25 protein-coding genes and 1 pseudogene are annotated in these 24,178 nt (G+C 66.6%); 16 read left to right on the forward strand and 10 right to left on the reverse strand.

Annotated features, from left to right (window positions below; all coding sequences use genetic code 11):
* Nucleotides 1–41 precede the first annotated feature (41 nt).
* Nucleotides 42–812: a MerR family transcriptional regulator gene (locus tag DTA22_RS01145; protein WP_037233834.1), complete on the forward strand. Its 771-nt coding sequence runs from the start codon at nucleotides 42–44 to the stop codon at nucleotides 810–812.
* On the opposite strand, the gene DTA22_RS01150 is transcribed toward DTA22_RS01145, so the two are convergent.
* On the reverse strand, nucleotides 763–1,392 hold the full coding sequence (locus DTA22_RS01150; RefSeq protein WP_112298257.1) for a class I SAM-dependent methyltransferase: 630 nt from the start codon (nucleotides 1,390–1,392) through the stop codon (nucleotides 763–765). The two genes, DTA22_RS01145 and DTA22_RS01150, sit on opposite strands and share 50 nt — an antisense overlap.
* A gap of 163 nt (nucleotides 1,393–1,555) precedes the next feature.
* Between DTA22_RS01150 and DTA22_RS01155 the strand changes: the two genes are divergently transcribed.
* Nucleotides 1,556–1,978, forward strand: coding sequence for a nuclear transport factor 2 family protein (locus DTA22_RS01155; RefSeq protein ID WP_037233840.1), 423 nt, complete (start codon nucleotides 1,556–1,558; stop codon nucleotides 1,976–1,978).
* A gap of 49 nt (nucleotides 1,979–2,027) precedes the next feature.
* Here the strand turns inward: DTA22_RS01155 and DTA22_RS01160 are convergent, their stop codons facing one another.
* Nucleotides 2,028–3,119, reverse strand: coding sequence for a substrate-binding domain-containing protein (locus DTA22_RS01160; RefSeq protein ID WP_037233844.1), 1,092 nt, complete (start codon nucleotides 3,117–3,119; stop codon nucleotides 2,028–2,030).
* 153 nt (nucleotides 3,120–3,272) lie between these two features.
* On the opposite strand from DTA22_RS01160, the gene DTA22_RS01165 reads away from it, so the two are divergent.
* A complete protein-coding gene (locus tag DTA22_RS01165; RefSeq protein WP_037233847.1) occupies nucleotides 3,273–4,637 on the forward strand; it encodes a hypothetical protein in 1,365 nt (454 codons plus the stop codon).
* The gene (locus tag DTA22_RS01170) at nucleotides 4,637–5,626 is read left to right on the forward strand and encodes a glutamate ABC transporter substrate-binding protein (protein ID WP_112298258.1); all 990 of its coding nucleotides are present in this window, start codon (nucleotides 4,637–4,639) and stop codon (nucleotides 5,624–5,626) included. The genes DTA22_RS01165 and DTA22_RS01170 overlap by 1 nt, the downstream gene beginning before the upstream one ends.
* A 28-nt stretch (nucleotides 5,627–5,654) precedes the next feature.
* On the opposite strand, the gene DTA22_RS01175 is transcribed toward DTA22_RS01170, so the two are convergent.
* The 4 genes and pseudogenes from DTA22_RS01175 to DTA22_RS01190 all read right to left on the reverse strand — a co-directional run bounded on the left by DTA22_RS01175 (nucleotide 5,655) and on the right by DTA22_RS01190 (nucleotide 8,251).
* Nucleotides 5,655–6,059 (reverse strand): hypothetical protein, encoded by a 405-nt coding sequence (locus tag DTA22_RS01175; RefSeq protein WP_112298259.1) that lies wholly within the window; start codon nucleotides 6,057–6,059, stop codon nucleotides 5,655–5,657.
* Nucleotides 6,060–6,189: 130 nt separating this feature from the next.
* Complete coding sequence (locus DTA22_RS01180; protein WP_112298260.1) at nucleotides 6,190–6,948, reverse strand: haloacid dehalogenase type II; 759 nt, start codon at nucleotides 6,946–6,948, stop codon at nucleotides 6,190–6,192.
* A 101-nt stretch (nucleotides 6,949–7,049) separates the two neighbouring features.
* Nucleotides 7,050–7,274 (reverse strand): RGCVC family protein, encoded by a 225-nt coding sequence (locus DTA22_RS36445; RefSeq protein WP_245973255.1) that lies wholly within the window; start codon nucleotides 7,272–7,274, stop codon nucleotides 7,050–7,052.
* Nucleotides 7,275–7,428: 154 nt separating this feature from the next.
* Nucleotides 7,429–8,251: pseudogene (locus DTA22_RS01190) on the reverse strand (3-oxoacyl-[acyl-carrier-protein] synthase III C-terminal domain-containing protein).
* 378 nt (nucleotides 8,252–8,629) lie between these two features.
* Here DTA22_RS01190 and DTA22_RS01195 point away from each other — a divergent pair.
* From DTA22_RS01195 to DTA22_RS01220, 6 genes are all read left to right on the forward strand, one after another.
* Entirely contained in the window at nucleotides 8,630–9,340 is a 711-nt protein-coding gene (locus DTA22_RS01195) for a hypothetical protein (protein WP_235214364.1), read from the forward strand.
* Nucleotides 9,341–9,409: 69 nt separating this feature from the next.
* Nucleotides 9,410–9,562, forward strand: coding sequence for a hypothetical protein (locus tag DTA22_RS01200; protein WP_409372683.1), 153 nt, complete (start codon nucleotides 9,410–9,412; stop codon nucleotides 9,560–9,562).
* Between the two features lie 216 nt (nucleotides 9,563–9,778).
* Nucleotides 9,779–10,552, forward strand: coding sequence for a ParA family protein (locus tag DTA22_RS01205; RefSeq protein ID WP_037233866.1), 774 nt, complete (start codon nucleotides 9,779–9,781; stop codon nucleotides 10,550–10,552).
* A complete protein-coding gene (locus DTA22_RS01210) occupies nucleotides 10,536–11,054 on the forward strand; it encodes a hypothetical protein (RefSeq protein WP_112298262.1) in 519 nt (172 codons plus the stop codon). Before DTA22_RS01205 ends, DTA22_RS01210 begins: the two co-directional genes overlap by 17 nt.
* A gap of 389 nt (nucleotides 11,055–11,443) precedes the next feature.
* The gene (locus DTA22_RS01215; RefSeq protein ID WP_112298834.1) at nucleotides 11,444–12,022 is read left to right on the forward strand and encodes a dihydrofolate reductase family protein; all 579 of its coding nucleotides are present in this window, start codon (nucleotides 11,444–11,446) and stop codon (nucleotides 12,020–12,022) included.
* Between the two features lie 112 nt (nucleotides 12,023–12,134).
* Nucleotides 12,135–12,650, forward strand: coding sequence for a putative immunity protein (locus tag DTA22_RS01220; protein WP_112298835.1), 516 nt, complete (start codon nucleotides 12,135–12,137; stop codon nucleotides 12,648–12,650).
* A 227-nt stretch (nucleotides 12,651–12,877) separates the two neighbouring features.
* On the opposite strand, the gene DTA22_RS01225 is transcribed toward DTA22_RS01220, so the two are convergent.
* Complete coding sequence (locus tag DTA22_RS01225) at nucleotides 12,878–13,600, reverse strand: SDR family NAD(P)-dependent oxidoreductase (protein ID WP_112298263.1); 723 nt, start codon at nucleotides 13,598–13,600, stop codon at nucleotides 12,878–12,880.
* Nucleotides 13,601–13,710: 110 nt separating this feature from the next.
* On the reverse strand, nucleotides 13,711–14,793 hold the full coding sequence (locus DTA22_RS01230; RefSeq protein WP_112298264.1) for an aldo/keto reductase: 1,083 nt from the start codon (nucleotides 14,791–14,793) through the stop codon (nucleotides 13,711–13,713).
* A gap of 151 nt (nucleotides 14,794–14,944) precedes the next feature.
* Between DTA22_RS01230 and DTA22_RS01235 the strand changes: the two genes are divergently transcribed.
* Together DTA22_RS01235 and DTA22_RS01240 are read left to right on the forward strand one after the other, a co-directional pair.
* The gene (locus DTA22_RS01235; RefSeq protein ID WP_037233878.1) at nucleotides 14,945–15,868 is read left to right on the forward strand and encodes an AraC family transcriptional regulator; all 924 of its coding nucleotides are present in this window, start codon (nucleotides 14,945–14,947) and stop codon (nucleotides 15,866–15,868) included.
* 110 nt (nucleotides 15,869–15,978) lie between these two features.
* Nucleotides 15,979–16,875: a glucose 1-dehydrogenase gene (locus DTA22_RS01240; RefSeq protein WP_037233880.1), complete on the forward strand. Its 897-nt coding sequence runs from the start codon at nucleotides 15,979–15,981 to the stop codon at nucleotides 16,873–16,875.
* Nucleotides 16,876–16,906: 31 nt separating this feature from the next.
* Here DTA22_RS01240 and DTA22_RS01245 read toward each other — a convergent pair whose 3' ends face one another.
* The gene (locus DTA22_RS01245) at nucleotides 16,907–17,650 is read right to left on the reverse strand and encodes a Clp protease N-terminal domain-containing protein (protein ID WP_037233882.1); all 744 of its coding nucleotides are present in this window, start codon (nucleotides 17,648–17,650) and stop codon (nucleotides 16,907–16,909) included.
* A gap of 130 nt (nucleotides 17,651–17,780) precedes the next feature.
* Here DTA22_RS01245 and DTA22_RS01250 point away from each other — a divergent pair, with 130 nt between their 5' ends.
* The 4 genes from DTA22_RS01250 to mreB all read left to right on the forward strand — a co-directional run bounded on the left by DTA22_RS01250 (nucleotide 17,781) and on the right by mreB (nucleotide 21,314).
* A complete protein-coding gene (locus DTA22_RS01250; RefSeq protein WP_037233884.1) occupies nucleotides 17,781–18,143 on the forward strand; it encodes a PadR family transcriptional regulator in 363 nt (120 codons plus the stop codon).
* Complete coding sequence (locus tag DTA22_RS01255; RefSeq protein ID WP_037233886.1) at nucleotides 18,143–19,489, forward strand: permease prefix domain 1-containing protein; 1,347 nt, start codon at nucleotides 18,143–18,145, stop codon at nucleotides 19,487–19,489. Before DTA22_RS01250 ends, DTA22_RS01255 begins: the two co-directional genes overlap by 1 nt.
* A 23-nt stretch (nucleotides 19,490–19,512) precedes the next feature.
* On the forward strand, nucleotides 19,513–20,226 hold the full coding sequence (locus tag DTA22_RS01260; protein WP_112298265.1) for a YwaF family protein: 714 nt from the start codon (nucleotides 19,513–19,515) through the stop codon (nucleotides 20,224–20,226).
* Between the two features lie 98 nt (nucleotides 20,227–20,324).
* Nucleotides 20,325–21,314 (forward strand): rod shape-determining protein, encoded by a 990-nt coding sequence (gene mreB / locus DTA22_RS01265; protein ID WP_037233890.1) that lies wholly within the window; start codon nucleotides 20,325–20,327, stop codon nucleotides 21,312–21,314.
* Here mreB and DTA22_RS01270 read toward each other — a convergent pair whose 3' ends face one another.
* Complete coding sequence (locus DTA22_RS01270; protein ID WP_112298266.1) at nucleotides 21,315–24,158, reverse strand: FtsW/RodA/SpoVE family cell cycle protein; 2,844 nt, start codon at nucleotides 24,156–24,158, stop codon at nucleotides 21,315–21,317.
* Between the last annotated feature and the right edge of the window lie 20 nt (nucleotides 24,159–24,178).

A 24,178-nucleotide genomic window follows, 5' to 3' on the forward strand; every position in this document is an offset into this window, starting at 1 on the left:
TGCTCGTGGAGACCCCGAGGAGCACATACAGGAGAAATACGGTGAAAAGTCTCCAATCACGTCAACTCCGGACCGTCGATGTGGCCCGGCGTGCCGGGTGCTCCGTGCAGCAAGTGCGCAACCTCGAACGCGACGGGGTGCTGCCTCCCGCGACCCGCACAGCCACCGGATACCGGATCTACACCGACGCGCATGTGCAATCCGCGATCGCCTATCGAGACCTCGCCGTCGGCGCCGGCCCGGTCGAAGCCAAACGGATCGTGCGCAGCGCGCACACATGCCCGGCCGCGACAACGCTCGCCCTCCTCGACGCCGTGCACGCCCGACTCCACGCAGAACGAACCGAACTCGCGCTGGCGAAGCAGGCCGCCGATGTGATCTCGACCGAGCCGATCGACGGCGTACAGGCCTCGGACTGGATGAGCGTGAGCGAACTCGCCGTCGCCCTGGGCATCCGCCCCTCCACGTTGCGGCACTGGGACACAGAGGGACTCGTCGTACCAGACCGGGACACACCCACAGGAGCGCGCCGATACTCCCCGTCCCAGGTCCGCGACGCTCGCGTCGTGCATCAGCTCCGCAAGGCCGGTTACCGCATCGCACCTCTCCGTGCGGTCATGACACAACTCGCGCGCACACCCGGATCAGGTGACATCGGCGCGGCGCTCGCTACCCGCGACCAGGCCACCACAGCCCGCTCCCGAGCCTTGCTCGACGCAACCGCCGCGCTCACCGTGCTCCTCACACTTCACGACGGGGCCGTCAGTGCGCGCGCGAAAACACCGCCACCAGAAAGTCGGAATCCTCCGTGAACGGGCGCAGATCCCATGTCGAGAACAGCAGGTCCGCCGTCAGGCCGCTGGCCTGAGCGTCCGCGAGAAATTGCGAGAACTCGTAGCCTCGGTCCGCGCCGAACCCCACAATCACTCGGCCGGTCGGGGCGAGATGAGCGGCAAACCCCGCCAGCACCGACTCCCGGGTCGACGGCGCCAGGAAAGTCATCACGTTGCCCGCACAGACGATCACCTCGAAATCGGCCTCCACCCCGCGGGCCGGCAGATCCAATTCCGCAAGATCACCAACCAGCCACGTCGGACCCGGGTGATCCTCCTCGGCCACGTGGATGAGCACGGGATCTACATCGACACCCACCACCACATGACCGGCATCGTGCAAATAGCCACCGAGGCGGCCGAGTCCGCACCCCGCGTCGAGTATCCGACCGCCGCGGCCGAGCATCGCATCGACCAGACGCGCCTCCCCCACGATGTCCTTGCCCTGCGCCTCCATCGCCCGGAACCGCTCGACGTACCACATCGAATGCCCTGGGTCAGCTGCGGTGATCTCCTCCCACTGGCTGGGGATGCGCTCCTCGGGGGTACGTGCACTCATTACCGATTCCTCCTCGATCCGGCCCGCCCGGCGAGCCACTGCCACCGTATGCGACCGAACCTCGGCACCCACCCGCAGGCCCAGCGGTGATCCGTCACCGCGACGGTCTCGATCAGCGGGACGCCGCGGCCGAGTCAGCCGGTCGTCCGAGGAAGATCGAGCCATGCCGGAGTCCCTGCCCGCCCGCGTCCAGATCGCCGACCGCCTGCACGTCGTGGCTGTCCTGCTCGACACGAAAGACTGGCCGGGGTTCGCGGCGACGCTCACCGAAGATGTCGTGGCCTACGGGCGGACCGGGCCGGCGGACGTGGTCGCCCGCGTCCGCTCCCACCTCGACGTCTGCGGCGCCACCCAGCACCTGCTCGGCAACATCCGCATCGAGGTCGACGGTGACGAGGCGCGCACTCGGTCCTACTTCCGGGCGTTTCACGTCGGCCTCGGCGACCGCGCCGGCACGACGTACGAATGCCTCGGCGAGTACCGGGACGAGTGGCGACGCGGATCGTCGGGCTGGTTGCTGGCCGGGCGGGTGATCGATGTCCGCGCCGAAATCGGCGACCGGGGTGTCATCGCGCCCCTGAGCTGAACGTGCCGAGTTCCGCCCTCGCCTCGGACACGTTCTCCTCGCCGACGGCTCAGCTGTGGTCCCCGCACACCGCGGATGCCGGATCCGGTGCGCAGATCTGCTGCCACGTGTAGAAGCCGGAGTCGACCACGACGGAGAGGTTGTCCTTCGTAATGTTCTGCACGGGCAGGAACACCGTCGGCACGGCCATGTACTGGTTGTCGATCGTGCCGTTGATCATGTCCTCCGGAATGCCTTCGCCGTGCAGGATCGACGTCGTCAGCTGCGCGGCGACCTTCGCCTGGTCGGACAGATTCTTGAAGATCGTATTGTCGAGAGTCCCCTGTGCAATCAGTTGCAGCGCAGCGAGATTGGCATCTTGTCCCCCGGTGACCGGTATCCGCCCGGCGAGACCGCGCCCGGCCAGAGCCGCGACGATTCCGCCTCCCAGGTCGTCGTTCATGGTGACGAACAGTGCGATGTCGTTGTTCTCACGGGTCAGGCATTCCTCGGCGAATGCCTGACCTTCGGCCGGGTCCCAGTCGTCGATCGCGGTCTCGCAGACCACGCGGATCTTGCCGCTGTCGGCGAGCGGCTGCAGATACTCGTCCTGACCGAGCAGAAATTGACGGGTGCCGTATTCACCGAGGTTTCCCTCCACCCGGGCGATCTTCACACCGTCGCCGGGCATCGCGGCGATCAGGTCCGCGGCGCGGCTCCCCTGCCGTCGGCCGACCTCGAGGGGGTCGAAGATCACCTGAACGTCCGCCGGTCCACCGACCGCGTCGTGGTCGTAGAGCACCACCGGAACGTTCGCCTCGGCGGCGGCGGTCAAGGCTCCACCCGAGTATCTCGCGTCCGTGGAGATCAGCACGAGCACGGACGCGCCATCCGCGATCGCCGACTCGACCTGGCTCTGCTGGCGAGCGGGATCGCCTTCGGCGTTGCGGACGGTGACCGTCGCCTCCGGCGCGAACAGCTCCAGGAAGTCGGTGAACAAGGGTTCGTCTCGCTCCACGAATCGGGTGGTCGTCGTGTTCGGCAAGAGAAAGAAGACCTTCTCCGCGGCATCGTCGCTCCGCGGCGCTGGGGCCGCGCAGGCCCCGAGAACCACCGCTGCGACGGCGGCCGCGACGCCGAACGCGCGCACCCCTGTCTTCATGAGCCCGCCTTCATGAGCTGAGGACCTCCGGGCTGATCGTGCCCAGTCTCGATGTACCCGCGGGCGACGCAGGCTACTCCTGCGCCGTCGATGCTTTCGGTGTTTTCCGACCGTGATCGGCGCACACTGAGTGCAGGGATGAGGAGGAGTGGGTTGTTCGACCAGGACCGCGGTGCCGTATCCAGCGGAGATCGTGACACTTCGCTGGCCGACGAGCATCTCCTGAACGAATCCCTACTCGTCGAACCCGAGGTCCGCCGGCGCCCCTGGCGCGAGTTCCTCGCGTCGACGCCCGGACGCCTGTCCCTCCTCGCCGTCGTCCTCGTCGTGGTGGCGCTGACGGCTGGTCTCGTGACGTCCGCCGTCGTCGCCGCGAGGCAGCAACGGATGGAAACCCTTCGCGCCCACACCGAACCGCTGGCGGACGCCGCGCAGAATCTGTTCAGCTCGTTGTCCATCGCCGACGCGGCAGCGACGTCGTCGTTCATCGCGGGTGCCATCGAGCCGCTCGCGGTGCGCGACCGGTACAACCAGGCGATCGGCGACGCGTCGAACGCACTCGTCACCGCGTCGTACGGCGTCACCTCCGGCGACGTGGAATCGCTGCGGCTGCTCACCGAGATGTCGCGGCACGTTGCCGTGTACACGGACCTGGTGGCGACCGCACGGTCCAACGATTCCGCGGGAAATCCGGTCGGGGTGGCGTATCTCGGGACTGCATCCGCTCTGATGCAGGACACCATCCTGCCCTTGGCCGAACGCCTCTACAACGACCAGGCTCGCGCCGTCGCCGACACGCAGTCCCATACCGCCAGGTTGCCCGCCACCGCCATAGCGGTCGCGTCGGCCGGGGTCGTCGTCCTCGCCGTCGCGCACGCGTACGTCGGGCATCGAAGCCGCCGCCGGGTCAATCCCGGACTGGCGTGTGCGACGGCGCTGCTGGCTGCTCTCGTCGTATGGATCGTGGTCGCCGGGCTGTTGTCGACATCGGCGAGCGAACGCGCACGGATCGACGGCGCCGAGCCCCTCGCTGCGGTCACGAAGGCGAGGATCCTCGCCCAGCAGGCCCGCGCCGACGAGACGCTCGGGCTGCTTCGTCCGGGTTTCGATCCGGCCGGAAGCGATTACGTCCGGCACACGGACGCACTCGCGGCGATTCTGAACTCGGACGCGTCGCGGCACACCGTCGTCGCACCGACGATCGACGGTGCGTCCGCCGCGTTCGACGGATGGCGGAGCGCGCACCGGGATCTACAGCAGAAGCTCGCAGACGGCGACTACCAGGGCGCGGCGGACGTCGCGGTCGGTCCGGGATCGACGGCATCGACGGCCCAGTTCCGGGCCCTCGACGAATCGCTCGAAGACGCCATCACCGCTCTACGCACCGAGGAACTCGACGCGATGCGGGAGTCGTACCGCACGATGGCGGCGCTCGCCGTGGGTGGCATCGTGCTCGCCGTGTCCGCAGCGCTCGCCGTCGTTGCGGGGATCGAGCCCAGAGTGAGCGAGTACCACTGATGGTGCGACCACACCCGGAACGGCGACCGCGCTCCGCCCGGCTGCTCGCCGGCCTCGCGGTCGGAGCCGTCCTGCTTGCCGGCTGCGGCGCCCCCGATGCACCCACCCCGAGGTTCTCCGGGGACTTCACGGAGTTTCCCCTGTCGGCCGGCGCCCAGCTCATCGCGCCGCCCGAAGAGCCACCACCCGCCACGGAGACGTCGGCATGTGCAGCACACGCCAGTCTCCGTCCGGGGACTCCGAGCCTCGGCGGCACGCTCGGCGATATCCGTGCCCGCGGGACGGTGGTCGTCGCGGTCGACCAGAACACCAACCTGTTCAGTTTCCGCGACCCGACTACCGGCGCGCTCACCGGATTCGGCGTCGACCTGGCGCGGGAGGTCGCACGTGATCTGCTCGGCGACCCCACCAAGGTCGAGTTCCGCCCGCTCGGAACCGATGACGGCGCCGAGATGCTCGCTCACCGCGACGCGGACATGGTCGTGCGTCCGGTGGCGCTGCCCTGCGAAGCTCCCCAGGACTTGGCGTTCTCCACGGTGTATCTCGAGGCATCCCGCCGGCTCGTGGTGCGGCACGGGTCCGGCATCTCCGAGCCGGCCGACCTTGCCCGGCGACGAGTCTGCACGCACCACGACCCGGCGTCGGTGTCGGCACTGTCGCGTATCGCCCCCAAAGCCACGATCCTCGCAGTACCCGACTGGGACGACTGCCTCATGGCCCTCCAGCAGCGGCAGGTCGACGCGATAGCAGGTGCCGCAGTCCTCGCCGGCCTCGTCGCCCAGGATCCGAATCTCGAAATCGTCGGTCCCGAAACCGATTCTGCCGAATACGCCATCGGAGTCGCTCCCGGAAACGACGACCTCGTCCGGTTCGTCAACGGCACACTGGAGCGCCTGCGCACTGACGGAACCTGGACTGTTCTCTACGATCGGTGGCTGTCGTCGCTCGGCCCGGCACCCGGACCGCCGGTGCCGCAGTACCAGGACTGACGATCCTCCGGACTGACCGCGTCCCGGTTCAGCTCGGATCGTCGTCAGCAACGGTCTTGGGCAGGCCGGTCCCCATCGGGTCGAGCAGGGCTGTGGTGCGGGAACCCCATCGCTCGTGCGCGGATTGACGGGTCATCCCGGCAGCCTTGCCGATGGTTGCCCACGTCGCTCCCTGAAAGCGCAGGCCGAGAACGGTTTCGATGCCGTCGAGCCCGGCGGCGAGCTGTATGCGGAGACTCAGCAGATGCCAGGCCAGGGTGCGCTGATCGGGAATGTCCGTGCCCTGCTCGGCGTCCCATTCCGCCGTGCCGGGCAGCGGCCCGGTGCCGATGATTTCGTCCGCGTGACGGCTTGCTTCGGCGGCCGCAGCCGTTATCACCGCGCGAGCAGCGGCATCGATATTCGCACTGACGGCACGTTCGACAAGTTCCATGACAACCTCAATTCTGTCAGGTACAGCCTGACAGAGGTCCGACTCGGCGTCAAGGATTACCTGACACGAGGGACTCGCGACCGGACCTGACGTGGATATGGTTGCCACCCATCGTTCGGGCTCGGCCGAATCACCCTGTCGATCCCGCCCGGAGCAGCGCTGCGAGATGAGTGATGTCGGTCGCGGAAATGTCCCAGCTGCCTGTTGGCGCGAGATCACTGCTCTGGTGAGGTCCGTGTTCGACGGGCCGGAGAATGAACGCTGTGGCCAGACCCACAGCGTGAGCGGCCTCGAGGTCGTCGTTGTGTGCGGCGGCGAGCATGACTTCGCTCGGGTGAAGACCCAGAAACTGCGCTGTGTGCAGGTAGGCCTGGGGATCAGGTTTGTATTTTCGGTTGATGTCGGAGCCGATGATCACGTCCCACGGGATTCCGGCGTTCTTGGCCATGTCGAGCAGAAGAGAAGTATTGCCGTTCGAGAGCGGGCCGATGATGTAGTCGGTCTTGAGTGCCGTGAGGCCCGGCACGCTGTCGGGCCAGGGGGTGAGCACATGCCAGGCGCGCGCGAGCTCGTCGAGCTCTCCGGCATCGTGATTCGTGGGGTCGATGCCCGATTCGCGGAGCGCGAAGTCGAGGTTCTCGCGGTGCAAGACATCGAGAATCACGAACTCGCGGGTGCCGGAAAGGATGGCTCCCATGGACGGCCGGTAACGGGCGCGCCACCGGTCGGCGAAGGCAAATGCGTCCACCTCTAGCTCATGGCGCGCCGCGTAGTCCGCGACAGCGGCGGCGATACCGGTGCGCCAGTCGACAACGGTGCCAAAGGTATCGAACAACACGGCGCGAATTTTGCTTCCCGTCGACGGGGACCGGAACGGCACACCAGCCATGGGCGTCCTTTCGACTCGAACGTACGACGTGGCATCACAATAGTGCCGTCATGCAAGGCCGTCGGCGAATCGAACGGAGCGCTCGTGGGGCAGCGCCGGCTTCAGTAGCGGGAGTAGTGCTGTCCACTCACCTGCTCACCGGCGCAGATGCACTTACGGTCGAGGCTTCGCGCCGAGGTCACGGCACAGAAGCGAATCCCGAGCGCATCGTGGGAATCAGCGGTGTGTGGGCACGCCGTGCACGACTCCGCCGATTCCAGCGCCGGCGTGGGACTCGGTGACTCGGTGACGAGGAAATCTGACACTTCAGTCGGGTTCGACGCCATGGCGGCGCTCCAGTTCTCGGCCCTTCGACTGCAGGCCGGTGTGGGCGCCGAGGACGACATGGCATGACCGCGCATATTCGAATAACCCTCGACATCCCCTACGCTACTCCCCCCACCGCCCAACCCCCTCCGATCCCCGGGTGATTGTCAGCCGTCAGGGATCGTCCGGCGCTGCGGGGAGCGTGACGACCTGAGCGGCATACGTGAGACCCGCACCGAATCCGATGAGCAGTGCGGTGTCTCCCGCGTGTGCTCGACCGGTCCGCAGGAGCGTCTCCACGGCCAGCGGGACGGAGGCCGCGGACGTGTTTCCAGCATCGACGATGTCGCGGGCGACCACCGTGCTCGGTAGCAGTTTCGGGCGCTTGGAGATCGCTTCGGTGATGCGCAGATTGGCCTGATGCGGGATGAACGCATCCAACTGTTCCACCGTGACGCCGGCTCGGTCCAGGGCTGCTCGTGCAATCTTCTCCATTTCGACGGTGGCCCAGCGAAACACAGCCGGACCGTTGATTCACCCACGGGTGTGGCCCCGTGGGATTGTCACGAAACTCCGTCCAGGACAGTTCCTGCGCTAGGACGTGGGCGAGCGAGCCGTCCGAGCCCCATTCCACCGGTCCGATTCCTGCCTGTGATGAAGCACCGACCACGACAGCACCCGCGCCGTCGGCGAAGATGAATGCAGTCGACTTGTCCGTGAGGTCGACGAATTCGCTGGCACGCTCGCAGCCGATCTGGTCGGCGGACACCTGCGAAGCCCGCAGAGCGTCCCGTCCCGCGGCCATGTCGATCACCGTTTCGTCCGGCCCGGCGAATCGCCGGTTTCGGATGCGGGATCGGACTCGGATCCATTCGTCGGTGGAATCGATCTGCCGGCAGATCTCGTCATTGGTCACCACCCGCTCCGGCCGGTAGACACCCAACCCCAGAATGGAACTGTGTTGTAGCTCTTCTGCATTGGCTATCGAAGCAGTCATGGGCTTCTCCGCTGTTGCACCCGCGACATTCATCGGTGGCATCCGCCGGGTGGGATTGCCATCCAGTGTCGGCGTGAGCCGCGGCCCGAGACAGCCACCCTGGGGTGGGATGACGGCACCCCTCCCTGTGTCGGCGACCGATCGCCGGCCAACCGGCGAGGTAGCCGAGTAGAAATCGCACACTTCCGCCCCGAGCCCGTGGGTCCGACAATAGGGAGCGTGAGTTCTCGACCTTCCGCCGCAGAGTGGGCGCTGAGTCAGGTCCATGCCGTGCGTGACGATCCTGCAGCCCGTCACGAGCTCATCGCCCGTACCTATCACGGTCCGATCGGCAGCGCACCCCGGCACCTGCCGTTCCGTCGGGCGGCTTTGTCGTTCATGCGCTGGCAGATTCGCCGCGGCGTGCTGGCGCCGCTCGGTGCAATGCCGCCCGGAAGTCCGTGGTGGCGAGCGGTCAACGAGCGGCTGATCCGCGACGGCTGCGAGGCTGTTGCCCGGAGCGGCGGAATGGGAGGGACGCCGTCCTCGCACACGGTCGATCTGTGGATGCGGTTCGTCGCCGATCCGACCGCACGCACGTGGTACCGCGCCCACAATGCGAGCATCGCCTCCGCCTACCTGGACCATCGCGACCTTGCCTGCACCGAGAGCCGTCCGGAGCGCTTCTTTCTCAACGTCGTACTGCTCCGTGTTCTCTATGCCCATGCCTTGGTCGCGGCGCCGCGACTGGCGCTCGGGCCGCTCGCGCCTGCCGGTCCTCTTCTGGGAGATCCCCGCCTCTCGATGACCGGGATCTTCCTGTCCCTCTCTCGGGTCCTCCCCGACCGATATCCCCTCGGGGACGACGTCGCGGCATATGTCGCCGCTGAGCACAACGTCGGCGAGATGCTGGATTACGGCCTGATCGGGCCGCGACTGCAGCGATTGTACGAATGGTCAGCCGAAAAACTCGACGAGCCGGGGCTACTCGACTGCATTTGTGACGGTAGTCCGACGTACGCCTGGTCCTACGCTGATTGCGAGGTTTGGCATCCGGCGACCCCCGCCGCCACGATTCGCGCGGTTCGGCGGATATTGCCGGCAAAATAGGGGTCGGCCTCGCCGCCGGCCGGATTCGGACCGGACGCGGCGGAGTCGCTCGAGAAGTACAGTGCACCGATGACGGTGCGCGAAGGCCGAGTAGTGCTGCTCGACGAGGCAGGCACCCAGGTCGGCACTGCGGCCGAAGCGACGGTACATACCTCGGCGACACCGCTGCACCTTGCGTTTCCGCACACTTCGGAACTGCCACCAGCGGCACGCACAGCGTGAACCGCTCAACGCAAGCGGCGGGAATCTCTGTCTCGGTCAGGAGCTCGGGCGTTCGAACACATCGGTAGCTGGACACCGATCGCTCCGGCACACGGCTCGACCTTGTGATGATCCGGTCCTCGGCGTTGTACCTCTATCGGCGGGTCATCCGCGTGCCTCGACCAAGTTAAGTATCTTGAGCTACGTCATTATATTTACACGAAGGGACAGGCCCACATGACCCGCACCATCGCAGTGGTCAACCATAAAGGCGGCTCCACCAAAACCACGAGCGCGGTCAACCTCGCCCAAGCCCTCGTCGAAGCCGGCTACACCGTCCGCGTCGTCGACCTCGACCCACAATGCAACGCCACCACCTGGCTCGGCGCCACACCCGAAGCCGTCGACAACGATGTCCTGTCGGTACTCATGCTGGTGGCGAGCATCGAAGAAGCCACCACCATCACCGCGTCCGGGATCCACCTCGTTCCTGCCACCAAGGAACTCGATTCCGTCGGTCCCTACTTCCTCAAGAAGCCCGGTGCACACGGCATCCTGCGCAAAACCCTCGCCAGCGCCCCCGAAGTCGACTTCAATCTCCTCGACTGCCCCGGCGACTTCGACCACCTGACGATCAGCGCACTCGTCGCCTGCACCGAAGTGCTCGCCGCTGTCATGACGGGAGCCATGGAACTCGAAGCGCTCATGCGGATCGAGAATTACATCACTCAGCAGGTCGAACTGCTCAACCCCACTGCACGGCTCAATCACATCCTGTGCGGCCGCGTCGAACTCGGCCAGGTCATCGACCAGCAGGTCCTCGCCGCGCTCCGCGAGACCTACCCCGACCAGACGATGCGCACCATCATCCCGAAGTCCGTCCGTGTCAGCGAAAGCTACAGCGCCGAAGAACCCGTCGTCAGGTGGGCACCGTCCTCCTCCGCGGCCCGCGCCTACCGCGACGCCGCCCAAGAACTCGTCGAAAGGACCTCTGATGAGCGCGACACGTAAACCCGGACTCGCCAACAACCCCCTCGAACGCCGCCACCAGGCCCGCACAGGCGCCCACCAGGACGGGACGTACTCGAGAACCCGTCGCAAGGACCTCCTCACGAGCGTGACACGTAAACCCGGACTCGCCAGCAACCCCCTCGAACGCCGCAAGCCACGACTGCCGAACCTCGTCGAACAGTGCGTGGACGTCGCTCGAGAAGCAGCCACCGTCGCCGAACCCCAACCGGGGCCGGTGGGCCTCGGCGAGGAAAAGAAGACCACCACACGGGTCCCCGCAGACAAGAAGCAGGAATCCGTCTGCATCAACCGCGCCAAGGTCGAGAACGGCAAGAATGCCGTCGCGGCCATCGGCCACATCGCCGGTGCCCCCGACAGTTGGTCCGACCTCGTCGACGAAGCCCTGGCCCACTACCTCGCCGTTCTCGAACGCAAATACAACAATGGCGAGCCTTTCCCGCCGCGCAACGCCGAACTCGTCCGGGGACCACGCGTCAACTAGCCCGCCCAGGAGCAGCCACAATGACATGGAGACCGACCGGCTCATACGTCGCCTCGGATCAGTAAAACCCCTCGTCGCGTGGGCCGATCGGTAGAGCCGTCACCAGGTACAGCGGCCCGCCCTTCGAGTCCTCGGACACCAGAGCACGACGATTCCGGGGAGGGCCGACACCACAAGGGCGAGGATCCACGAAGGAGGAATAGTCACGACCTGTGGATCGGCGGGCCACCCCTTTCCCTGCCTGCCGTGTTGCCGACCACGCTTTGCTGTGTTCGAGTTCTGGGCGGCATCCGGGGCGGCCGGACGCCAAGAGTCGAACGGCGATGAGTTTCGCCGAGCTTTCCTGTCTGTATCCACAGACCCGATCAACCGCACCCGAGGAGAGCATCATGACCGCCACTTACACCTTCGACGTCTTTTCCAGCCTCGACGGCTACGGCGGCATCAGCGGCGGCGACTGGGGTGGCTACTGGGGCAAGCAAGGCCCCGAGTTGCTCGACCACCGCCTTGCCTTGTACGAGACAGAACAGCGGATGGTCTTCGGGGCCAACACCTATCGGACGTTCACGCAGCTGCTGGCCTCGAGCACCGAGGAGTCGGTGCGCGACCCATGGGTCACTCGGATGAGGAGCCTGCCGGCAACGGTCGTGTCGACCACCCTGCAGGGACCTCTCGACTGGCCGGACGCGACCGTCGTGAGCGGTGACGCGGTCGACGTCGTCGCCCGGCTCAAGCAGGAGTCCGAGGTGCCGTTGCGCTCGCACGGCAGCCTGTCGATGAACCGGGCGCTGATGGCCGCCGGCCTGGTCGACCGCCTGCAGGTGACGCTCTTCCCTGTGATCACAGGTCAGACCGGTGATGACCCGATCTTCCAGGGTGCGGCCGACTTCGACCTCGAGCTGATCGAGAGCCGGACACTCGACGGCAACATCCAAGAGCTCGTCTACCAGCCCACCCTGCATGTCTGAGTCCGTCCATGTACCCACCCCGTCAAGCAGCCGACCTGACCTGGAAAGTTCCCTCTGACCGGCATGCCGCGATCGGGTGTTGTGGTGGATGCAAGTGATAGAACTTCTAGCCATGATCCTCCCGAAGGTCCGAGACCCTCGCTTCGTCACCGTCCGCCGCGGTGGGACCCTCACCGACTCGGATCACCAGCTTCTGGCCCTGTGGGCAGCATCGTGCGCGGAGCACGTCCTACACCTGTTCGAGTCGACTCGGCCTGACGACCCACGACCGCGTCAGGCGATCGAGCACGCCCGCGCTTGGGTGCGCGGGGAGGTCAGGATGATGCAGGCCCGCGCGGCGGGCGGCCATGCGATGGGCGCGGCCAGGGACCTGCGTGGTGCAGCACGGCACGCTGCATACGCTGCGGGGCAGGCCGGAGCTGTCGCGCACGTTGCAGCGCATGAACTCGGTGCTGCCGCCTATGCGATCAAAGCCGCGCGTGCTGCCGCGCCGGAGGGTGAGGGCGAGGCGGCAGGACGACGTGAATGCCGGTGGCAGCGTGACCAGCTCCCTGAAGCGATTCGCGAGCTCGTACTCGACGACCAGCGATTGCGGAACGACATCTGCTGGTCAGTGTTCGACTGCTGAGGGCGCCAGCGCCGTCCGCAATCCTGTCCTCCTGGGGTATGGCTCGAGGCGCCGGTGACCGGGCAGGCCCAGCTACGGGTGATCTTCCAGGTACCGTCCTCAGCGACGCGCGCCACCGGACTCACATCACTTCCCTGTCGATACTCACGGGTTCGGTGGTGACCGACCCCGCCAGGTTTCCTCGAGACGAGTGTGCCTGTGAGCGTTCGTACATCCTCCAGCCCGCGTCAGTCGACGACAGCGCCCCCGGTGAGGTTGATCTCGGTCGCGGTCATCGTCGAGGCCCAGTCGGAGGCGGCGAAGACGGCAGCGTTCGCGACATCGGCGTAGCTCGGGCGACGCGGCAGCAGCAGACGGGTGGCGTCCGGGTCGGGCTCGCCCGGTTTCGGGGAGCCCGGCGACAGCAGCCAGGCGACACGGACACCCCGCGGACCGAGCTCGGCGGCGAGCTGCCGGCACAGGCCGGCGAGTGCGGCCCACGCGACGTGGGAGCCACCGAGGTTCGGAATCGCCTCCCGTCCGCCGGCCATGACGAGGATGACGCCGGTGCCGCGTCCCACCATGTGGCGCGCAGCGGCCGTCGCCACGGTGAAGGTCGACGTGACCGCCTTGGCGACCGGCTGCATGACGTCACCGACCTGCATGTCGACGAGCGGCGTGCCTTGGATGTCGTCGTTGAAGGTGGCGTTGAAGCAGACGTCGATGCCGCCGCTCTTGTCCGCCACCGCCGCGGCATGTCGTTCAACCGCGTTCCGGTCCACCGCGTCGAGAACAGCGACGTGGGCAGTCCCGCCCTCGTCCCTGATGCGGTGGGCGACGTCCTCGAGTGTGGCTCGCGTGCGTCCGGTGAGGTGCACCTCAGCGCCTTCCCGCGCATACGCCCGCGCGACCGCGGAGCCGACGGCGCCACTTCCACCGTGGACGATCGTGGTGCGGTTCTGCAGCAGCATTACTCATCCGCCTTCCGTCGCTCGCGTACCAGCGTAGGACCGCGCAAGGTAGGACCGCGCGAGATTCCGGACTTCATCGGTGCTGCAGGTAGGTGCTGAGCGTCGGCCCATCAGTAGCGGACGTCGCTCTGCAGCAGTGGTGGATACACGGTGGACGATTCCCCGTCCACGGTGGTGCCCGCGAACTGGAGCATCGCCCGCTGCTCGCCGTGCATCGGCGCCGGGTAGTTCAACGTCGGCGCCGAGACGTCGTCGAGCGCGCGGAGGTGTTCGGGGCTGAGCGTCACCTCCAGCCCGGCTATGTTGTCCGTGAGGTGTTCGACTCGCCTGGCGCCGAGGATGGGAACGACTGTCCCGGATCGCGCGCGCAGCCAGGCCAGTGCGACGGCAGCCGAGGTGGTCGCGAGGTCGTCGGCGATTGCGGCGACGGCGTCGATGACGACGAACTCGGCGTCGGTGGGACCGCCGACGAAGACGGTGCGCGCGGAGTCGGTGACCTCGGTGCCGCGCCGATACTTGCCGGACAGGAATCCGTTCTTCAGTGGGCTCCAGGGCACCAGAGCCATGCCCTGATCGAGTGCGAGGGGCGCGAGTTCGCCTTCGACGGTGCGGGCCAGCAATGAGTACTCGACCTGTAGCGCAATGAGCGGGGTCCATCCTCGCAACAGCGCTGTGGTCTGGGCCTGCGCGGTCACCCACGCCGGGTTGTTGGAGATCCCGATGTAGCGGATCTTGCCGGCGCGAACCAGGTCGTCGAGGGTGCGCAGGGTTTCCTCGATCGGGGTGTGGCGGTCCCAGTTGTGCAGCCAGTACACGTCGACGTAGTCGGTGCGCAGGCGCCGGAGCGTCTCGTTGAGTTGGGCGATGATGGCCGTGCGGCCCGCACCGCCGCCGTTCGGGTCGCCGGGATAGAGGTTCGCGAAGAACTTCGATGCCAGCACCACGCGCTCGCGCAGACCGCGATGGGCGGCGAAGAAGTCGCCGAGGATCTTCTCCGAGTGGCCGTTCGTGTAGAAGTTGGCGGTGTCGATGAAGTTTCCGCCGAGGTCGAGGTAGGTGGCGAGGATCTTCTCGGATTCCTCGGCGCTGCACCCCGCGCCGCCGGCATCCTCGCCGAAGGTCATCGCACCGAGGGCGAACGGGCTGACCCGCAGTCCCGAGCGGCCGAGTGTGACGTACTGGTCGAGTCGCATGATCTGCTCCCTTGCTTGTCGGAATGTGCACGTCCATCGAAACGCGAACTGCGGTACCGGTGGTAGATCGATCGGCGCTGGGGATTGCACGATCCTGCCGATGTCGCGACGATCGGGTTGCCGGACAGCGACGCGGATGCTTTCGTGAGTTGTGCGTAACTCTCCCGACCTGCTGGACGAGATCCGCGGCAGCATCACGGTGCATGCCCGGCCGGATCTGCAGACGCCGATCGATGGGCTGTTGTTGTCGAAAGTGACGGCCGAGTCGGCGGCGCCGGAGTATTCGCTGACCGAGCCACTGCTGGTGATCATGACCCAAGGCGGTAAGCGACTCCTGCTCGGCGACCGGGTGTTCGAGTACCGGGCAGGGCAATGCCTTGTCGTCACCGCCAACTTGCCTGTCACCGGCCAGTACATCGACATCAGCGACGGCGCCCCGTCGTTGGCCATGGGACTGGTGCTGCGCCCGGCCGCCATCGCCGCACTGGTGTTGCAGGCCCCCACCGAACGGTGGTCCCGTGGCACCGCCGGCCCGCAGGCGATCGAGACCGGCGACGCAGATGACGATCTACTCGACGCCGCGGCCCGGATGCTGCGACTGCTCGATCATCCGGCGGACGCGCCCGTGCTCGCCCCGCTGATCGAGCAGGAGATCCTCTGGCGGCTGCTCACCGGCCCACACGGGAGCGCGACGCGCCAGATCGGGATGGCCGACAGCGACCTGTCGCATGTCAGCCGGGCGATCCACTGGATCCGCGACAACTACGCCGAGCCGATGCGGATCGACGACCTCGCACGGCTGTCCAGCATGAGTGCCTCGGCGTTTCACCGGCACTTTCGAGCCGTCACGGCCATGAGCCCCTTGCAGTTTCAGAAACGCATTCGATTGCAACAAGCCCGCTCGATGCTGGTCGCCCATCCCGGTGACGTCGCGGGCGTAGGGCATCTCGTCGGCTACGACAGCCCCTCACAGTTCAATCGCGAATACCGCCGCCTGTTCGGCGCCTCCCCGGGCAAGGACACCCAAGACCTACGCACAAACACCACACTGTCGCACACCGGTCCCCTGCCCTGACGGTTTCCGTGTGCTCTCGAAGGGGTAAGCGTAACGGAAGCGCATCACTGATTCGACGAATTCATCAGTCCTGCTTGCCGATTCGACCGAATACGAAGAAGGGCACGAGAATGGCCGACCAGTACACCCGGCAGGATCCCACTACGCAGTACCCCGCTCCCGATCGCGAACATCAACCGGAGCTACTGCATCCGGGACTGACCTCCGACATGGTGACCGCCCCGGACCACGGCGAGAGGTCCTATCGGGGAAGCGGTCGCCTCGAGGGCCGCCGTGCCCTGATCACCGGCGCGGATTCGGGCATCGGACGAGCGGTGGCGGTCGCGTTTGCCCGCGAGGGCGCCGATGTCGTCGTCAGTTGCCTGAACGCCGAGGAGTCGGATGCGCGGGAGACGGTGCGACTGGTGCAAGAAGCCGGCCGGCGAGGCGTCGTCGCGACCGGCGACATTACGTCGGAGGACCACTGTCAGACCCTGGTCGACCTGACGGTCCGTGAACTCGGCGGTCTCGACATCCTCGTGAACAACGCCGCCTTTCAGATGGTGCAGACCGGTGGTATCGCCGACATCACCACCGAGCAGTTCGACCGTGTCCTGCGGACGAACCTCTACGCGCTGTTCTGGTTGTGCAAGAAGTCCGTCGCCGTCATGGAACCTGGATCGACGATCGTGAACACCTCGTCGATCCAGGGCATGAATCCGTCTCCCGGGCTCCTCGACTACGCCACCACGAAGGCGGGCATAATCGACTTCACCAAAGGACTGGCGGCTGATGTGGCGAAACGAGGAATCCGGGTCAATGCCGTTGCACCGGGGCCGATCTGGACGCCGCTGATCCCCGCGACAATGCCCGCCGACGGTTATCGGCAATTCGGGGACGACGTGCCTCTGGGCAGGCCCGGCCAGCCGGCCGAACTGGCACCCGCGTACGTATTCCTCGCATCGAACGAATCCAGCTACGTCACCGGAGAAGTGCTCGGCGTGACCGGCGGGACGCCGTTCACCTGAGCACTGCACGGGTGACGGAGATCCTGCGAGGTCATTCCTTTTCCCGGGCGGCGACAATGGCGGCGAGGTTTGCGGCGATGTTCTCCTCGGCAGCAACTTTGTCCACACCCAGTCCGGTGAGCACACCGACCCCGTCCTCGACCTCGAGCAGGGCGAGCAGGATGTGCTCGGTGCCGATGTAGTTGTGCCCCAGACGAAGCGCCTCACGGAATGTCAGTTCGAGCGCCTTGCGTGACTGAGTGTCGAAGGGGATGAGTGCGGGCACCTCCTCGACCGCGGGGGGCAGCGTCGCGGTTGCGGCGTGCCGGACCGAATCCAGTTCCACCCCCTGCGCGGCGATCGCCCGGGCGCCGAGCCCTTCGGGATCGGTCAGGAGTCCGAGGACGAGATGCTGGGGCAGGATCTCGGCGTTGCGAGCGGCCCTGGCCTCGTTCTGAGCGATCACCACCACCTGTCGTGCGCGCGGAGTGAACCGACTGAATCCCTGATTCGGATCGAGGTCGGAGGCTTGCCCGGGGTCCTTGGGGACGAACCGCTTCTGCGCGGCCTGCTTCGTGACGCCCATGCTCTTGCCGATTTCGGTCCACGATGCCCCCGAGCGGCGAGCCTGGTCGACGAAGTGACCGATGAGATGGTCGGCCAGTTCACCGAGGTGTTCCGCAGCGAGAACCGCGTCGGTGAGTTGCTCGAGCGGGGCTTCTGCGTGCACCTTCTTGATCGCATCGATGAGCTCGTCGAGCCGGATGGGTGGGGTCGTGCGGTCCGAATTCTCCATGCGTCAACTCTAGGTTGACGATCCGGCAGCGTCAACCCCAGGTTGTCGCTTGCGGCTTTCGCCGGCAGCCCACCGACCCGCGACCGGATCTGTTACTTTGATGACTAGCAGATCTAGGGATAGGGGTTCTATGCATATTGAGAAAGATCTGGTGGCGGCCTCGGCCACTCCCCTCGTGCTCGGAATTCTCGCGGAAGGCGAGTCCTACGGGTATGCAATCTTGAAGCGAGTCAACGACCTGTCCGGCGGACGGATTCAGTGGACCGACGGAATGTTGTACCCCCTCCTGCATCGTCTGGAAAGGTTGGAATACGTGTCGGCGTCGTGGGGAGCCTCCGACAGCGGGCGCAGACGCAAGCACTACACGATCACCGCTGCCGGCCGGGAGATGCTCGCGGAACGGCGCGCCCAATGGGACGTCGTCGCGGACGCTCTGAGCCAGGTGTGGCGCTCCGTCCAGCTGCCCCCCGCCTCCGCCGAAGGATGGACGTGATGGATACCGACAAGGAGCTGGAATCGCAGATCGGTCAGTGGCGGGGCTACGTCGAACGCCGTCACGCGATATCCGCCGCCGACACCGACGAGATGGAAGACCATCTACGCGATCAAATTTCGGACCTGTCCGCCGCCGGGCTGAAGGCCGACGAGGCATTCCTCGTCGCGGTCAAACGCATGGGCAACGTCGACGACATCTCCCGCGAGTTCGCACGCGAGCACTCCGATCGGCTGTGGAAGCAACTCGTCCTGATGCCCGCCGCGTCGGATGGCGATGGCACTCGCCCCACGCGTGAGCTGTTCGTCGTTCTCGGGCTCGCCGTCGGCGCGGCACTGTCGGTCAAGGCCGGCGTCGCGACGCTCGACGAGCAGGACCTCGCGCGCAACCTCAGCCTCTTCGTTCTCCCGTTCCTCGCCGCGTACTTCGCCTGGAAGCGTCAGGTGACGCCCCGCCTCGCCGCGGTACTACTGGTGCCGTTCGTTCTGGCGGCGGTACTTCTGAACGTCTTCCCGTTCGCGTCGAACGGTTCCACCGAGGTGATCGCGGCGATCCACGCACCGATCGCGCTGTGGTTCGCCGTCGGCCTCGCGTACGTCGGGGGTCAGTGGCGATCGGATCGGCGGCGAATGGACTTCATCCGTTTCACCGGCGAATGGGTGGTCTACCTGACCCTCCTCGCCCTCGGCGGCGGCGTCCTCATCGGCCTGACGATCGGTGCGTTCGACGCACTCGGCCTGAGTGTCGAGTGGTTCATCGAGGACTGGGTGCTGCCGTTCGGGGCGGCAGGCGCGGTCATCGTCGCCGCATGGCTCGTGGAGGCGAAGCAGAATGTGGTCGAGAACATCGCCCCAGTCCTCACCCGCGTGTTCACCCCCCTGACGACTCTCATGCTGCTGGTGCTGCTGACGGCATTCGCGACGACCGGCAGCGTCGTCGACGTCGACCGAAATCTGTTGATCCTGATGGATCTCATCCTCGTCGTCGTCCTCGGATTGCTGTTGTACGCGATCTCAGCCCGTGACCCCTACCTGCCGCCCGACCTGTTCGACCGCCTCCAACTCGTCCTCGTCGTCAGTGCCCTCGCGGTCGATCTGCTGATGCTGTTCGCCATGCTCACGCGAATCGCGGAATTCGGCTTCACCCCGAACAAGGTGGCGGCGCTCGGAATGAATCTGGTCCTCCTCGTCAACCTGGCGTGGTCGGCTCATCTCATCGTCGGGTTCCTTCGCGGCCGCCGCGGATTCAGCTCCACCGAACGCTGGCAGACCCGCTACCTCCCGGTCTTCGGCGTGTGGGCGGCGTTGATGGTCGGCGTTCTCCCACCGGTTTTCGACTTCGTGTGACGACAGTGCGGAGCTGAACGAGAGTGTTCTCCTCGCAAAGGGAATTCACGGCGTACGGACCGTCCTATTGGGCCATGATCGTGCTGTTCGTCGTGGGGGCCGCGATTCTGGTCTGGCTCGGACGAAGGCAGACCGAATCGCAGGCCCGACGCCTGGGCCGCGTCCTTGCGGTGCTGACGGCCGCGATATACGGCGCGACGCTGGTTCATTTCTCGATTCCGCCCACGATCGCCGACTCGGTACCGCTGCGCCTCACCGATCTCGCGACCGTGGCGGCGGCCTGTGCGCTGTGGTCCCGGGCGCAGTGGGCCTACGCACTCACGTACTACTGGGGACTCGTGCTGAGCACCCAGGCGTTGATCTCGCCTGTTCTGACCGGCCCGGACTTTCCCCATTACCAGTTCCTCGCGTTCTGGGCGATTCATCTGCTCGTGGTCTGGGCGGCCATCTATCTGACGTGGGGACGAAGGATGCGGCCCCGGTGGCGCAGCTACCGGTTCACGGTCCTGGTCACGGTCGTGTGGGCGGCAGCTACCTTCACGTTCAACAGCATCGCCGGAACCAACTACGGCTTCCTCAACAGAAAGCCCGCCACCGCGACCCTCCTGGACGTGCTGGGTCCCTGGCCGGTGTACCTAGTGACCGCGACAATGCTGATTCTCGTCGTGTGGGCGCTGATGACCTGGCCGTGGGAGCGGGCACGACGACGCACCGAGGAAGGCCCTCTGCCGTCCTGACGTTGTCCGGCGTCTTTGGTGTCGCGCGTTATCTTCCGAATGACGCTGCCGCTGCGTAACATCAGATCCATCTCGCTGGAATCCCTCTGGAGGCCGACGTGGGTGGACTTGGTATCGATCTCGGAACTGCCAACACTGTCGTCGGAACTCCCGACGACGGCATCGTACTGAACGAGCCGTCCTTCATGCTCGTTCGAACGAAGGATCCGCATCGTGCTCTCGCGATCGGCACGGAGGCGCGAAGTCTCGTCGGCCGCACTCCTATCGGAATCACGCCGGTTCGACCGTTGCGTGACGGGGTGATCGTGGACCTGGAGTCGGCGCGGGCATTCGTCACGGCCGTCGTCAAACGGGTCTCCTCGGCCAGGCGATACGGTCTGCGTCCCAAGGCCGTCATCTCGGTCCCTGCGGGCGCAACCCCGCTCGAGCGTCGGGCACTGCTCGAGGTCGGACACGAGGCGGGCCTGCGGAAAGTGGGGTTGGTGCCGGAGCCGGTCGCGGGTGCCCTCGGCTGCGGGATCAACCCGCTCGAGCCACGGGCCCACCTCGTCGTCGACATCGGTGGCGGCACTTCGGAAATCACCGCCATCTGTTTCGGTGGCATTCTCTCCCACCGCAGTTGCCGACTCGCGGGAGATGAACTGACCAACGCGCTGTACCAGTACTTGCGGTCGGAGCACAAGATCGTGGTCGGCGAACTCACCGCCGAGCGGGCGAAACTGGGCGCACCGGAGACCGACGAAGGGCAGTCACTCGTCGTGGAGGGCCGCGACGCAGTCACCGGCCGGGCGCGATTCGTCACACTCGAGACCGAGGAGATCGTGGATGCGTTGCGTCCGACCACAACCGGAATCGTCCAGACACTGACCGAGTGTCTCGAGGACCTTCCTCCCCAGGCGATCGGCGACGTGATGTCGGAAGGACTCCTCGTCATCGGCGGCGGGGCGATGCTGCGTGGTCTGTCCCAGCTGCTCGAGGAGTCCTTCGGGTTCCCGGTGAAGACGGCCGAGCGCCCACTCACCTGTGTCGCAGAGGGCGCTACGGCGTGTCTGGTGCACCCTGAGGTGGTTGCCGCCTACAGCGCCTGATCACCGATTCGGCGGCGGCGCGGGCGGTCGCGGGAAGTAGTGTTCGAGGAGTTTCTTGACCACGGGGCCCGCTGTCGCCGACCCGAAGCCACCGCCGCGGATCAACACCGACACCTGGATCTGGGGGGCGTCGAACGGCGCGACCGCAGAGAACCAGGCGTTGAGTCCTTCGCCGGGCGCCGACGGGTCCTCCGCCGTGCCGGTCTTCGCGCCGGCCGGTACGGGGAGGTCCGCGAGTTGCCCGGCGGTCCCGGCCGACGCGGACGCCCGCATGCCTGCCCGGACGGGACCGAGCAGGTCCGCGAACGGTAGGCGCTGTGGCTCCGCTGTCGGGATGGGGGTCAGTTCCGACCCGTATGCGGCCGCGAGCTGAGGCGTCACCATCGCACCCGTGGCGATGCCCGACGTCCAGCGCGCAACCTGGATCGGGGTCGCGCTGACGGTGCCCTGCCCGATACCCATCAACAGGGTCGACCCGGGATACCAGGTGGCCCCGATGCTTCCGACGTTCTCCGGGGTGCCGAGGAATCCCTCGGCCTCGCCGGGCAGATCGATCCCGGAACGACGGCCGACGCCGAGTTGCCCCGCGACGTCCGCCATCTTCTCCGGGCCCAGGAGTTCACCGAGTTTGTAGAAGTAGACGTTGTCGGACCACTGGATCGCCTGGAGCAGATTGTGCGGGCCCATCGGTTGCCAGTTCCGGAAGGTGTGGCCACCGTAGGTGTAGGCCGCGCCCGTGTCGATCACCGTGTCGGGCGACAGAACCGGGTATCGGGTATTCGCCGCCGCGACGACGATCTTGAAGGTGGAACCGGGCGGGACCGCGGTCTGGGTGGCGTTGTTGACCAACGGGCTCGGCCCCGGGGTCTGGCTCTGCGCCGCGAGGGCGACGAGGTCGGCCGGAGGTCCGTAGACGTTGTTGTCGGCCCCCGGGACGCTGGCGAGGGCCAGCACGGCTCCGGTCCGCGCGTCCATCACGACGGCGGCACCGAGGTCGCCCTTGCTGGTTCGCATCGCCTCCACGAGCGCGTCGGTGGCCAGGTTCTGGACCCCGATGTCGAGGTGCAAGCGCAGATCGTGGCCCCGCACCGGGTCCACGCGTTCGCCGGTGGCCACCGGATGCCCGGATGGATCGACGTAGATGCACTGTTTGCCGTCGCTGCCGCGGAGCAGAGCGTCGTACTGCTTCTCGAGTCCCGCCTTGCCGACCCGTGACCCGAGCGCCAGATGCGGCCAGCGTTCCATGTCGTCGGCGTCGGCGACCCCGACGTGGCCGAGGACGGAAGCGAGCACGGCACCATAGGGATACTGCCTGCGACCGGACGGCACCACGAGCACACCGGGAAGTCGCGCATCCACGATGCGCCGAGCCTGGTCGGGCGCGACTCTGCCCACGGCCACCTGAGACTCCCCCTCGCCACCGGCGTCGATCAGGTCCGCCAACCCGCCGGGGGACGTGCCGAGCAGCGCGGCGAGCCGGTTGCGGGCGTCGTCGTCGTTCTCCTCGAACATCCGAGCGACCACCGCCACCGCATACTCGGCGACATTGACCGCAAGAGGAACACCGTTGCGGTCGAGGATCAGCCCGCGCTCTGCTGGCAGGCGGATGCACCGCATCATCTGCTGGTCGCTCATCGCCCGAAATTCAGCACCCCGGTCGTGCTGCAACTGCCAGGCGAACATCGACATCGCGACGAGTGCCGCGGTCATCGTCAGGGTGCCCGCCGACATTCCGCGCGGTCGGCGCCGCCGTCGGGGATCCGGGGCCCACAGGGGTCGCGCGACGCCGTCTCTGCGCACCGCGAGTATCAGTCCGATGGCGGCGAATCCGACGATGGCGGCCGTACCCCCGTAGCTGAAGAGGGGAATCGGCATCCCGGTGTGGGGCAGCAGCGACAGACTCTGACCGATCGACACCAGCGCGTGGATCCCGAACAGTCCGCCGATCCCGGCCGCGACGAGCGCAGCCTCCCGGGTCCGTGCCGTTCGCGCGGCGAGGGCTGCCCGCCACACGATGACCGAGGTCGCCACCACGACGGCCAGGCCGGCGATCAGACCCCACCCGTACACGAGGCTGGCGAACGCGAGATCGTGCTCCGATTCGGGTAGATACTCGGCCCGCACGTCGTACAGCGGGTCACGCGCCAGACCCCACAGCCCACCACTACCGATCGCGATGTTCGCCTGCAACTCGGCCCATCCCGCGCCGGCGGGGTCGGCGTTGCTCGACAGGAACACGTGCACCCGTTCGAGCTGGTAGGGACGGAGGAAGAGCACGGCCAGCGGAAGCGACGCGATACCCAGCACGAACAGCGGAACCAGAGGCAGCAGCGGGACCCGGGCGAGGATGAGCATGAATCCCGCCGTCGCAACGAGGACGACGGCAGTCGACAGGTCGGGTTGGAGTGCGACGAGTGCGATGGGCACGCCCGCGATCACGAGGGTCGCGACGAATCGTGCCAGGGTGAACCCCACGGCGAGCATGCTCGCGGGCACGAGAACCAGAGCGAGCTTGGCCAGTTCGGACGGCTGGACGGTGAATACGCCGAAGTCCAGCCAACGTTGAGCACCCTTGGTCGCGACCCCCGCGAGCGGCACGACCGCCAGTAACACGGTCGCCACGGTGAACACCGCCCAGCCGAAGGCGCGGAGATCACTCATCCGCAGGCGGGACACCACATACATGATGCCGAGACCGGCAACGGCGAAGAGCGTGTGGCGAACAGCATCTGCCGTCTTCCCTGTCGACAGCAAATTCAGAAGGCCGAGCACAACGAGAACGATCGCCGCACCGACGATCCACGGGTCGGATTCGTGCTTGTCGTCGTGCTTGCCGTCGTGCATCCCACCCCTCCCCCCGGCGC

It is taken from the genome of Rhodococcus wratislaviensis, assembly GCF_900455735.1.
GTDB lineage: Bacteria > Actinomycetota > Actinomycetes > Mycobacteriales > Mycobacteriaceae > Rhodococcus_F > Rhodococcus_F wratislaviensis.